We start from the raw sequence: 12562 nt of genomic DNA, 5'->3' as shown, positions 1-12562 counted from the left end.
CCTGTTCCCGCGCCCGTGTCCGCACCTGGGCCCGGCCACCGCCGCTCGATCTCGGTGAGGCAGGCCTGGCGCGATCGCGCTGCGTACACGCTCCGCCAGCCGGCGGGGATCGGAGAGTCACCGGACCAGATCGCATGGTGCCCGCCGCCATTGCGGAGAACCAGGTGGCGACCGCCACCGTCCGGTGTGAGGCTGTTCGAATCGTCCACGGTCACGACCTCGGCTGAGGCGTTCCGGGAGCAGGGGCGCGCCGCTCCTCCCGCCAACTATACTAACGATAATGGGATCTCCTGATAGTGGCCGGTTCACGGATATCGCCGGGCCACCGACGGACGATTCCTGAATTCCCGACACCGTCTGCCGACACCGTTTCCCGAAGCGGGGTTTCCCGACACCGAGTTGCCCGACCCAGAGTTTCCCGACACCGTTTCCTGGTTTCCCGGCAACGTTTCCCGGCACCGTTTCCCGGCCCGGGTTCCCCGGATTCCCGAGGCCCTCAACGTCTCCCCGGCGCCATGTCGCGCAGGAGGTAGCACTGTTGACACACCGACGACGAATGCTGATGGTCTGCTATCTGGTCTGGATGGCGACCTTCACCTGCGTGTACTACGCCAACCCCGGTCAGCGGATCATCTGGTGGACCGGCATCGGGCTGGGCGGCGTCGCCGCCATCGTGGTCGGCGTGCGGCTCAACCGGCCCGCGCATCCGCTGCCGTGGCTGCTGCTGGCGGCGGCGAACCTCAGCTTCACCTGCGGCGAGGTCGTCCAGGTGGTGCAGACCCAGTTCCTGCACCTGGACAACCCCTTCCCGTCCGCCGCCGACGGATTCTACCTCGCCGAGTACCTGCTCTACGCGATCGGCGTGCTGGGCTTCATCCGCTGGCGGACGGCCCATCAGGACCGGGCCAGCCTGCTCGACGCGCTGATCCTGACCGTCGGCCTGGCGCTGCTCGCCTGGATCTACCTGATCCTGCCCAACGTGCACACGCCCGACCTGGGTTGGTTCCCCAAGGCCGTCTCGGTGGCCTATCCGCTCGGCGACATCCTGATCCTGGCGATGCTGCTGCGGCTGCTGGTGCCACGCGGCGGCAAGAGCCGCGCGCTGCTGCTGCTCACCGTGGGCACCCTGGGCCTGCTGGTCTCCGACACCCTCTACGGGCTGATCCAACTGCACGGCACCTGGCGCATCGGCACCCCGGTGGACCTGGGCTGGGCCGCCTTCTACTGCGCCTGGGGCGCGGCCGCGCTGCACCCCTCGATGGTGGAACTGACCCGCCCGGTGCCGAGGCAGCAGACCGACATCACCGCCGGGCGGCTGGCCCTGCTGACCCTCGCCTCACTGATCGCCCCGGGGATCCTGGTGCTGGAGGCGGCGAACGGGGTCAGCTCGCACGCCGCGCTGATCGGCGCCTTCTCCGCCGTGCTCTACCTGCTGGTGCTGGCCCGGCTGGCCGGCGTGGTGCTGGTGCACCGCCAGGCGCTGGCCCGCGAGCACACCCTGCGGCAGGCCGGCGCCTCGCTGACCTCGGCCCTCGCGGTCGAGGAGGTGGCCGAGACCGTGCAGCTGGCCACCAGCCGGCTGCTGCGCCGGGAGGCCGGCCAGCAGGCGCTGCTCGCGCTGAACGACGGCGACACGCTGCGGGTGCGGCAGGCGGGCCGGCGGGCCGAGCTGCGGCTGGGCACCGAGGAGTCCGAGCCGGTCTTCGCGTTGCTGTCGACCCGCCGCACCCGGCTGCTGCGGTCCGACGAACTCGGGCCCGGGTTCGCCCTGCTGACCAGCGGGATGCCGTGCGCGCTGCTCTCCCCGCTGGTGCTGCGCAAGCGGCCCTCGGGCGACCCGATGATCGGGGTGCTGATCGTCACCGGCAGCGAGCAGGAGCTGACCGCCTTATGGAGCTCGCTGGAGATCGTGGCCTCCCAGTCGGCGCTGGCGATCGAGCGGGTGATGCTGAGCCAGGAGGTCACCAAGCGCAACAGCGAGGCGTACTTCCGCACCCTGGTGCAGAACGCCTCCGACGTGATCCTGATCCTCAGCGCCGATGACCGGATCCGCTACGCCAGTTCCTCGGCGGAGCGGGTGCTCGGCCACCAGGACCTGGGCGGCGCCCGGCTGCTGGACCTGGTGCCCACCGAGGACAGCCGCACGGTGGGCCGGGTGCTGCTGCGGATGCGGGCCGGAGACTCCGACGGGCAGCGCCAGCACTGGCGGCTGCTGCGCCGCGACGGCACCCCGATCGAGGCCGAGGTGCACTGCAACGACCTGCGCGAGGACCCGACCGTGGACGGCCTGGTGCTCACCCTGCGCGATGTCACCGAGCAGCGCCAGATGGAGCGCGAGCTGACCCACCGGGCCTTCCACGACTCGCTGACCGGCCTGGCCAACCGGGTGCTCTTCCAGGACCGGGTCGGCCACGCGCTGGCCCGCAGCGAACGGCGCGGCACGGTGACCGGGGTGCTCTTCATCGACCTGGACGACTTCAAGGTGGTCAACGACACCCAGGGGCACGCGGTCGGCGACGAGTTGCTGGTGGCGGTCTCGCTGCGGGTCGCCACCGCGCTGCGCACCTCCGACACCGCCGCCAGGCTCGGCGGCGACGAGTTCGCGGTGCTGGTCGAGGACGCGCTGCGGCCGGCCGACGTGCAGGCGATCGCGGACAGCGTGCTGGGCACCTTCACCGAGCCGTTCAAGCTCAGCTCCGGCGCGGTCCGGGTGGCCGCCAGCATCGGGGTGGCGACCACCGAGGACAGCGAGCACGCGGCCGAGTTGCTCACCCACGCCGACCTCGCGCTGTACGCGGCCAAGGCCGCCGGCAAGCGGCAGTGGCGCCACTACCAGCCGGCCCTGCAGGCCGGCCTGATCGAGCGGCACGAGCTGAACGAGCACCTGGTCTGCGCCCTGGCGGTGGCCGACTCCGCGTTCACCGTGCGCTACCAGCCGATCATCGACCTGCCCACCGGCAACCTGGTGGCCTTCGAGGCGCTGGTCCGCTGGCCGCACGACCAGCGCGGCATGGTGCTGCCGGACGACTTCATCCCGGTGGCCGAGGAGAGCGGGCAGATCGTCCAGCTCGGCGCCTGGGTGCTGGGCCGGGCCGCCACCGACACCGCCGACTGGCAGCGGATCAGCAGCCCCCACCGGGCCGGCACCGACCGGCCGCCGCTGCGGCTGAACGTCAACGTGTCGGCCCGCCAGTTCCGCGACGCCGGCTTCGTCGACGTGGTCCGCGAGGTCGTCCGCGACTCCGGGCTGAGCCCGGGATCGCTGGTCCTGGAGCTGACCGAGAGCGTGCTGATGCGCCGCGACGAGCGGGTGCGGGCCGACATGCAGGCCCTGGGCGAACTCGGCGTCGGCATCGCCATCGACGACTTCGGCACCGGCTACTCCTCGCTGAGCTACCTGCGCGAGTTCCCGATCTCGATCCTGAAGATCGACAAATCGTTCATCGACGGCCTGGCGCACTCCCGACAGCAGTACGCGCTGGTCGAGGGGATCGCCCGGATCGCCGACACCCTCGGCGTCCAGGTGATCGCCGAGGGCATCGAGGACATCGCCCAACTCGACCTGCTGACCGCGATGGGCTGCCCGCTGGGCCAGGGCTACCTCTTCGCCCAGCCGCTGGAGGTGGAGCAGGCGCTCGGCCTGGTGCGCGACGACGCCGCGCTGATCGGGCTCCAACGACTGGCCGGCCGCGCCACCCCGTCGGCGGGTGAGAGCCGGATCATCGAGGGCTAGCACCGCCGTTCCGACCCGGCGCGGTCCGGGCACCACCCGTCGCGGTCCGGGCACCACCCGTCACGGTCCGGGCACCGGCTCAGCCGCAGAGGGCCGCCAGCTCGGCCGCCGACGGGGTGCCCTCGCCGTCCAGCGTGTCGAGCACCCGCGGGGCCAGGCCGAGGGCGGTCGTCATGCCGACGCCCGAGGTCACCGAGACCACCCGGATGCCGTCGGCGGGGGCCGCGACCAGGAACGGGCTGGTGCCGGAGGCGTAGACGCCGCGCCAGCGCTCACGGACCGTCAGCTCCGGCGCCCCGAGCAGTCGGGCGCTCTCCCGCAGCACGGCGGCGTCCAGCTCCTCCTGGTCGAAGGGGGACGGGGTGACGTCGTAGGCGTGGGTGTCGCCGATGGTCAGGGTGCCGTCGGGGCGCTGGGTGAACATCAGGTTGAGCCCGATCCCGATCAGCTCGGGGTGCTCGCGGGTGAGCCGCTCGCGCACCGCCGGCAGGCTCGGGCAGGCGTTGAAGCCGCCGTAGCGCAGCAGTGAGAAGCCGGTCTGCACGGCGGGCTCGATCACGGTGCCGTGCGGGTTGTCCACCCGCAGCATCCGCAGCACGCAGCGCCTGACCGCGAACCGCTCGGCCAGCCGCGGGAAGTGGCGGTCCACGTCATGGCCCGCGGCGAAGACGATCGAGCCGGCCCGCAGCTCACCGCGGCTGGTGCGGACCAGGCCGGGCTCGACCGCCAGGGCGGTGGTGGCCCAGTGGAACCGCGCGCCGCGCTCGGCGAGGTGGCGCGCGATCGCGGCCGCGGCCGCGCGCTGGTCGATCCGCAGGTCGTCGGGCAGGAAGGCGCCGCCGACCACGCCGGGGCCCACCGGCACCCGCCGGGCCACCTCGGCCGCGGTCAGCGCGCGCACCTCGGCGCCGCGCAGCTGCCCGAACTCGGTCAGCACGGCGAGTTCGTCCTCGGCCCTGGCGACCATCACGGTGCCGGTGCGGCCCAGCCAGAAGCCGGCCGCGTCGGCCAGCTTCACCCAGCGCTCGCGCGCGGCCAGGCCGTACTCCAGCGCGACGCCGTCCTGGGCGGTGGCGCAGGCGTGGCCGAAGTTGCGCACCGAGGCGCCGGCGGCCCGCTCGTCGCGCTCGACGACCGCCACCGACAGCCCGCGCTCCAGCGCCTCGTACGCGTGGGCGAGGCCGACGATCCCGGCTCCGACGACCACCACGTCCGCCGCGCCCAGCGTGTCGTTCACAGTTCTCCCCGTCGCAGTGCTTCCGCAGTCAAGTTGTATGAACAACTTCTTTCCTAGGGAAACCTACGACCGGTCGGCGAACGAGGCCGAGAGACAGTCGGTGAACAACCGGTGAATACGCGGCCGTCACCCGGCGCCGGTGGCGCGTCGGCAACGCGGCGGCACCACGCCGTCAACGCACCGGGGCGCATTGCGACGGCACGCCCGGCCGCCCTGTTCGGCACCAGGGCGGAGCGGTACCGTGCCCGCAGGGTGGTGGCATGCGGCCGCCCCCGGTCGGGGAGGGAACCCGGATGCACGACGTGATCAAGGGCAGCACGATGCCGGTGCTGGAGATGCAGTTGGGGGCCGGTGAGTCGATCATCTCGATGCACGGCGAGCTCTCCTGGATGTCGGCGAACGTCCAGATGTCGCAGACCACCAACACCGGCGGCCCGGGCGGCGGCGGCCTGTTCAACACCCTCAAGCGGGCGGTCAGCGGCGGCGGGCTCTTCCTGACCCAGTACCAGGCGCACGGCGCCCCGGGGTTGGTGGCCTTCGCCTCGAAGGTGCCCGGGCACATCGTGCCGGTGGACATCACCCAGGGCCGCGGCGTGCTGGTGCACCGGCACGGCTGGCTCTGCGGGACCCCGGGGATCACCCCGACCATCGCGCTGCAGCAGTCCTTCCGGGGCGGACTGTGGGGCGGCGAGGGCTTCGTGCTGCAGCGGCTGCACGGGCAGGGGCGGGCCTGGATCGAGCTCTCCGGCGAGCTGTGCCAGTACACCCTGGCGCCCGGTCAGACGATGCTGGTCCACCCCGGCCACGTCGGGATGTTCGACGAGACGGTGCAGTTCAGCATCACCCGGGTGCCGGGCATCGCCAACAAGATCTTCGGAGGCGACGGCTACCACCTGGTGGCGCTGACCGGTCCGGGACAGATCTGGCTGCAGAGCATGCCGCTCTCCAGCCTGGCCCACGCCCTGGAGCCCTACCTGGCCCGGGACACCGTCACGGCGGGCGCCGAGGGCGCGGGCCTGGGCGGGATCGTCGGCGGGATGCTGCGCGGCTGACGAGCCGGGGCCGCCGACCGGGTCGGGTGACCCGGCCGGCGGCCCCGTTCGACGTTCCTGACCGACGTTCCTGACCGACGTTCCTGACCGACGGCTCCGACCGACGGCTCCGGCCAGCGACCGCGCGACCGGCGACCGGCGACCGGCGACCGGCGACCGGCTCAGAAGAAGTCGCGGTCGATGATCTCCTCGCGCTCGATGATCTCCTCGCCGCCGCCGAAGAAGCCATCGAAGACGCCCGGGCGCTCGATGATCTCCTCGCGCTCGATGATCCGCTCACGACCGAAGCGGTCGCGCTCGACGATTTCCTCGCGCTCGATGATCTCCTCACCGCCGAAGAAGCCGCGGTCGCGCTCGATGAACTCCTCGCGCTCGATGAACTCGCGCACGGTGTCCCTCCCTCTGGGATCCACCGGGCGGAAACCCTCCCCCGGCAGTGGTGTTGACGTTCCGACACGCGTGACCATAACGCACCCGGCCGAGGGCGATCGCAACACCTGGGTAATACCTCTGTGCGGATGCTGTCACGACAGGAACAGCCTGCTCAGACGCACCGCTTGCGCTCCCGGGCGATGGGATCGCGCACCGCGCGGCCTTGGTTACCGGCAGGGCATTCCTTGCTACCGTGAACTGACAGGGGGTCAGGAGAGAACCGTTCGTCACGGCACCCGCGGGGCGCGTGCGGTTCCGGCACAACCCGGGGTGCCGAGGGACGTGGTTCCGATGGGTCGCCAGATCACCGAAGCTCTGGAAGACGCGGCGAAGAAGACCGGCCAGGGGCTGGCCAAGGACTTCTCGGATTCCTACCAGAAGATTCTCCGGGACACCCACGAGAAGGCCACCTCCGTGGCCGACCGGACGGCCGAGCACGAGACCACGGTCGTCGCCCACCTCAACGGGACCGGCCGCGGCGAGCCGGGCAAGGGCTCGGTGGCGGACCCGCACCCCGAGGGGCAGTCGTCCGGCGGCGCCCCGGCCGAGCGCGCCCCGGGCACGGGCGACGACGGCGAGCCCGCCGCACCCGGCAGGAGCGGCCCCGGCGGCGACGGCGGACCAGCAGCGCCCGGCAGGAGCGGACCGGGCCGGGGCGGCGAGCCCGACCTCAACGAGGGCGGCCCGGGCGGCGGGCAGCGCTCGGACGGCAACGAGGGCACCGAGACCGGCGGCACCGACCCGGTCGACCTGGTCTCCGGGCAGATGATCAGCTCGGCGACCGACCTGGACATCCCGGGCCTGCTGCCGATCCTGCTGCGCCGCGCCTACGCCTCCGGCTACCGGGCGGGCACCCTGTTCGGACCGGGCTGGTCCGCCACCCTGACCCAGCGGGTGCAGCTGGACCGCCAGGGCATCCACTACGCGGGCGACGACGGCCAGTTGCTGCACTACCCGGTCCCCGCCGGGCCCGGTGCGCGGGTCCTCCCCGAGGCGGGCGCCCGCTGGCCGCTGACCTGGGACCGCGCCGCGGACGTCATCCTGATCCACGACCCGGAGACCGGCTGGACGCGGCACTTCGCCGCCACCGATGCCCCCGGGCAAGGCGGCACGGAGCAGCACGGCACGGAACGCGACGACACGGAACGCGACGACACGGAACGCGGCGGCACGGACCACGGCGGCCGCGGCGCCCTGCCGGCCCCGGGCATCCCGCACCAGGGCGCCCCGGCCGCCGCGCGCGCCCTGCGCCCGCTCACCGCGCTGACCGATCGCAACGGCCACCGGATCGAGCTGCGCCACGACGCGAACGGCCTGCCCGTCGAGCTGCGCCACAGCAGCGGCAAGCGGGTGGCCGTCGGCCTCGTGCGCACCGCCGCCGGCCCGCGGATCGAGGAGTTGCGGCTGCTGGACGGTACCGGCGGCCACCTGGGCACCATCCTGGTCGGCTTCGGCTACGACGCCCGCGGCCGGCTGACCGACGTCGTCAACTCCTCCGGCCTGCCGCTGGTCTACGACTACGACGGCCTGGACCGGATCACCGCCTGGACCGACCGCACCGGCCACCGCTACGCCTACGAGTACGACGAGCGCGGCCGGGTGGCGCGCGGCCACGGCCCGTCCGGCGCGCTCTCGGTCAGCATCGCCTACGACCCGGCGAACCGGGTCAACACCGTCACCGACAGCCACGGCGGCCGCACCGAGTACCACTACGACGAGCACCAGCACCTGAGCCGGATCACCGATCCGCTCGGCCACTTCGTCCGGGTCCGGCACGACCGCTACAACCGCCTGCTGCGCTACACCGACCAGCTCGGCCACACCACCCGCCTCACCCGTGACGAGCGCGGTGACGTGGTGCGGGTCGACCGCCCGGACGGCAACACCCTGGCGATCGCGTACAACGAGCTCCGGCAGCCGGTGGAGATCCGCACCCCCGACGGCCTGAGCTGGCGACAGGCCTACGACGAGCGGGGCAACCGCACCGAGTTGACCGACCGGGCCGGCGCCACCACCCGCTTCGCCCGCGACGGGGCTGGCCGGCTGACCGGGGTGACCGACGCGCTCGGCCGCACCACCCTGATCAACTGCGACGCCGCCGGACTGCCGATCAGCACGGTGGACGCGCTCGGCGCCACCACCACCCTGCGGCGCGACGCCTTCGGGCGCCTGGCCGCGGCCACCGACCCGCTGGGCGGCACCGCCCGGTTCAGCTGGACGGTGGAGGGGCTGCCGCTCTCCCGCACGCTGACCGACGGCAGCACCGAGCACTGGAGCTACGACGCCGAGGGCAACAACATCGGCCACACCGACCCCCAAGGCGCCGTCACCACCCTGGAGTACACCCACTTCCACCTGCTCACCGCCCGCACCGACCCCGACGGCGCGCACTACCGCTTCACCCACGACCGGCTGCTGCGGCTCACCGAGGTCGCCAACCCGCAGGGGCTGAGCTGGCGTTACGAGTACGACGAGGCGGGCCGGCCGACCGGGGAGACGGACTTCGACGGGCGGCACGTCAACTACCGGCACGACGCGGCCGGCCAGGTGGTGCGCCGGGAGAACGGCGCGGGCCAGCAGGTCGACTTCGGCTACGACCCGCTGGGGCGCCTGGCGAGCAGGACCGCCGACGGCCGCACCACCGAGTACCAGTACGACGCGGCCGGCCGGCTCATCGCCGCCCGCACGCCGGACTGCGAACTGACCCGCCGCCACGACCCCCTCGGCCGGTTGCTCGCCGAGACCGTGGACGGGCGCACCGTCCGCTTCGGCTACGACCCGCTGGGCCGCCGCACCAGCCGCCGCACCCCCGCCGGCAGCCTGAGCAGTTGGACGTACGACGCGGTCGGCAACCCGGAGTCGCTCACCGCGGACGGCCACCGGATCGGCTTCGAGCACGACGCGCTGGGGCGCGAGACCGGCCGCCACTTCGACCAGGGCCTGGCGTTCGGCTTCGGTTGGGACCCCGCGGGCCGGCTGACCGGGCGGACCACCACGGCCGGTGGCGCCGCCCTCGCGCGGCGCTCCTACCGCTACGCCGGTGGCGGCGACCTGACCGGCATCACCGACCTGGCCGCCGACGGCTCCACCGCGCGGACCGGCTTCGAGCTGGACCGCGCGGGGCGGGTGACCGCCGTGCGGGCGGCCGAATGGACCGAGACCTACGCCTACGACAGCGCCGGCCACCTCACCGAGGCCGCCTGGTCCGGGCAACGGGAGGCGGCCGCCCAGGGCACGCGCGCCTACCAGGGCGGCCGGCTGCGCCGGGCCGGGCGGGTCGACTACCGCTACGACGCCGAGGGCCGGGTCACCGGGCGCCGGCTGCGCACCCTCTCCGGGCGGAGCAGGACCTGGCGCTACACCTGGGACGCCGAGGACCGGCTCACCGACGTCGTCACGCCCGACGGCGCGCACTGGCACTACCGCTACGACCCGCTCGGGCGCCGCATCACCAAGCAGCAGTTGATCCACGCGGACGGCGAGCCGACCGTGCTGCAGTGGACCGAGTTCAGCTGGGACCAGCAGACGCTGATCGAGCAGACCGCGCACAGCCCCCAACTGCCCGGCCCGTACACGCTGAGCTGGGAGTACCAGGGCCTGCACCCGATCACGCAGCGCGAGCGGCTGGCGGCGGGGCCCGAGGAGCAGGCGGCGGTCGACGAGCGGTTCTTCGCCGTCGTCACCGACCTGGTCGGCACGCCGACCGAACTGCTCGCCCCCGACGGCTCGACGGCCTGGGCGCAGCGCGGCACCATCTGGGGTGTACCCGTGGCCGGGGAGCGGCAGGCCACCGACACCCCACTGCGCTTCCCCGGCCAGTACTACGACCCCGAGTCCCGGCTGCACTACAACGTCTTCCGCTACTACGACCCGGCCGCCGCCCGCTACCTGACCGTCGATCCACTGGGCCTGTCCCCCTCGCCGGACGCCTACGGCTACGCGGGCAACCCGCTGCTGGCCTGCGACCCGCTGGGCCTGATGCTGCGCGCGCCCAACGGCCAGTTCATGACCAACCCGAACGCGACCCCGAACACCCACACCCGCAGGACCGAGTACCCGAGCAACTACCGGGTGCCGACCCACGAACACATGATCCAGCACTGGACGGACGAGGGGGTCACCCAGAACACCGGGCGTCCGGTGGACGCCAACGGCGCCGTGATCCCCAGGGACCAACTGACCTGGCGGGACCGCAACGGCCAGGTCATCCCCGCCGGCTCGGTGACGTACGAGCACGTGAACCCGGTGGTCAACCACTGGAACAGCACCGGCCACGACACCGACCGTGCGGCGCGCAACGACTACTACAACAACACCGCTAACCTGGAAGCGATGGACTCGAGCACGAACTCGAGCGGCGGCGGCCAGATGTCCCAGCGCTATCAACAGAACACCGGCCCGAACTACAGTCGGACCTGAGCCGCACCTGCCTGAGCCGCACCTGAGCCGCACCTGACCTGCACCTGACCTGCTGCGGCCCGCAGCCGGCCCGCTGCCGACCCGCATGTGCCCCGCACCTGCCCGCACGTGCCCCGCACCACCAGGAGCCCCCACCCATGGACCTCAGCGAGACCCTGTCCGCCATGCCCGCCGCCGAGCCGTTCGCCGCGCTGCCCGACGCCTGGCACTGGTCGCCGAACCCGCGCTTCCACTTCGTGGCGGCGCCGGCGGCGGACGGCAAGCACGCCCTCCAGGTGACCACGCTCGGTCCCTTCGAACCGGGGCTGGTCGCCCTGCTGCTGGCGGCGGCCCGCGCGCACACCGACCAACTGCTCGGCGACCCGCGCCCGCTGATCGCGCTGCCCGGATTCGGCGCGCCCGGGCACGAGTTCGACACGGCCGCGGTGGCCGCGCCCCGCGGGCACACCCTGCACGCCCGCGACAACGCCGAGCTGCACGCCCTCACCTACGCGGTCTTCCCCGGCTGGCACTACGAGTTCTCCGGGACCGAGACCGACGAGGAGGCGCTGTTCCAGGTCTCGCACCCGCAGGGCCTGCGGGCCACCAGCCTGGACCGGCAGCCCTCGCCGTTCCTGCGGATGCGGTTCGACAACCCGCGCACCAAGGGAGGAAGCAGCGGCCCCGACCGCGGGTTGGCCAAGCCGGACATGCTCTTCCGCGAGCTGGAGCTGCTGGAGGGGGTCCCGGGCGCCTTCGTGGAGTTCGAGAACTTCCGCCACCAGGTCTGGCGGGCCGCGTGGGCCGACGGCTTCACGCTGACCGGCGAGGGCGGCCACCGCGAGCTGGACCGCGACGGGCTGCTGCGGTTCGCGGAGTCCTCGCTCACCTGACGGGCGACCGAAGAGGCACACATTCCACGGGGGTGGCGCGAGCACGATCCGAGGGGTAGCGCATGGCGATCGAACTTCCGGACCCGGTGGTCGACTTCCTGATGGCCATCGGCATCAACTGGCCGCAGGTGAACGAGGACAAGGTGCGCGAATTCGCGTCGCACGTGCGCACCTTCGCCACCAGCATCGACGACACCCACCAGCAGGCCACCGCCACGGTCAGGGCGATGGGCACGGCCTACCAGGCCAACTCCTACGACCTGCTGGTCTCCAAGTGGGCCCACCTGTCGCAGGGCCACATGACCGAGCTGCTGTCGGCCTGCCACGTGCTGGCCACCGCGCTGGACGCGGCGGCCGACTTCATCGTGGGCCTGAAGGTGGAGACGATCGGCGAACTGGTCGCCATGGCGGCCGCCTTCGTGGCCGACCAGGCGGCGGCGGTCTTCACCCTCGGCATCTCCGAGGCCGCCGTCCCGCTGATCATCGAGGGCGCCGAGCGGCTGGTCGACGCGCTGGAGCAGCAGTTGGTCCAGTACGTCATCGCCCAGGTGGTGGAGGCCGCGCTCACCCCGCTGCTCGGCCTGGTCGAGAAGGCGGTGTCGGGCATGAGCTACTCGGCCCTGGAGGACCTGCTGGACAGCTCGGCGGGCGGCCCCGGCAGCGGCTTCATGATCGACCCCGACGAGCTGCGCACCCACGCGGCGGTCTTCACCCAGCACGCGGACAGCGTCCAGGCGCACGCCCAGACGCTGTCCGGCAACATCGCCGGCCTGGACTTCGCGACCTGATGGTTCGTCAGATCACCTTGCCTGGCAGG

Annotated in this window: 7 protein-coding genes and 1 pseudogene; 5 read left to right on the top strand and 3 right to left on the bottom strand. The window is 72.7% G+C overall.

What is annotated here, in order from left to right:
* Positions 1-56 precede the first annotated feature (56 nt).
* Positions 57-209 (bottom strand): annotated as a pseudogene (locus OG455_RS42275) (MbtH family NRPS accessory protein); the annotation flags it as partial.
* Positions 210-538: 329 nt separating this feature from the next.
* Here OG455_RS42275 and OG455_RS31700 point away from each other — a divergent pair.
* Positions 539-3733: a bifunctional diguanylate cyclase/phosphodiesterase gene (locus OG455_RS31700; protein WP_266299632.1), complete on the top strand. Its 3195-nt coding sequence runs from the start codon at positions 539-541 to the stop codon at positions 3731-3733.
* Between the two features lie 79 nt (positions 3734-3812).
* Here OG455_RS31700 and OG455_RS31695 read toward each other — a convergent pair whose 3' ends face one another.
* Positions 3813-4970 carry a TIGR03364 family FAD-dependent oxidoreductase gene (locus tag OG455_RS31695; protein WP_266299630.1) on the bottom strand — a complete coding sequence of 386 codons (1158 nt, stop codon included), beginning with the start codon at positions 4968-4970 and terminating at the stop codon, positions 3813-3815.
* A gap of 293 nt (positions 4971-5263) precedes the next feature.
* Between OG455_RS31695 and OG455_RS31690 the strand changes: the two genes are divergently transcribed.
* Entirely contained in the window at positions 5264-6022 is a 759-nt protein-coding gene (locus tag OG455_RS31690; protein ID WP_266299628.1) for an AIM24 family protein, read from the top strand.
* A gap of 161 nt (positions 6023-6183) precedes the next feature.
* Here OG455_RS31690 and OG455_RS31685 read toward each other — a convergent pair whose 3' ends face one another.
* Positions 6184-6411, bottom strand: coding sequence for a hypothetical protein (locus OG455_RS31685; protein ID WP_266299626.1), 228 nt, complete (start codon positions 6409-6411; stop codon positions 6184-6186).
* 334 nt (positions 6412-6745) lie between these two features.
* Between OG455_RS31685 and OG455_RS31680 the strand changes: the two genes are divergently transcribed.
* The 3 genes from OG455_RS31680 (at position 6746) to OG455_RS31670 (ending at position 12533) form a co-directional block, all read left to right on the top strand.
* The gene (locus tag OG455_RS31680; protein ID WP_266299624.1) at positions 6746-10873 is read left to right on the top strand and encodes a DUF6531 domain-containing protein; all 4128 of its coding nucleotides are present in this window, start codon (positions 6746-6748) and stop codon (positions 10871-10873) included.
* A 137-nt stretch (positions 10874-11010) separates the two neighbouring features.
* The gene (locus OG455_RS31675; RefSeq protein ID WP_266299622.1) at positions 11011-11745 is read left to right on the top strand and encodes a hypothetical protein; all 735 of its coding nucleotides are present in this window, start codon (positions 11011-11013) and stop codon (positions 11743-11745) included.
* 62 nt (positions 11746-11807) lie between these two features.
* Positions 11808-12533 (top strand): hypothetical protein, encoded by a 726-nt coding sequence (locus tag OG455_RS31670; protein ID WP_266299620.1) that lies wholly within the window; start codon positions 11808-11810, stop codon positions 12531-12533.
* Positions 12534-12562: the final 29 nt, after the last annotated feature.

The organism is Kitasatospora sp. NBC_01287 (assembly GCF_026340565.1).
Taxonomy (GTDB): Bacteria; Actinomycetota; Actinomycetes; order Streptomycetales; family Streptomycetaceae; genus Kitasatospora.
The sequence above is the reverse complement of the archived record's forward strand: the minus strand, read 5'-3'. Positions and strand labels throughout refer to the sequence as shown.

Bases quoted from the DNA above. Each gene is read 5' to 3' on its own strand.
- OG455_RS31690 (WP_266299628.1), top strand. From the start codon at position 5,264: ATGCACGACGTGATCAAGGGCAGCACGATGCCGGTGCTGGAGATGCAG.
- OG455_RS31680 (WP_266299624.1), top strand. From the start codon at position 6,746: ATGGGTCGCCAGATCACCGAAGCTCTGGAAGACGCGGCGAAGAAGACC.
- OG455_RS31675 (WP_266299622.1), top strand. From the start codon at position 11,011: ATGGACCTCAGCGAGACCCTGTCCGCCATGCCCGCCGCCGAGCCGTTC.
- OG455_RS31670 (WP_266299620.1), top strand. From the start codon at position 11,808: ATGGCGATCGAACTTCCGGACCCGGTGGTCGACTTCCTGATGGCCATC.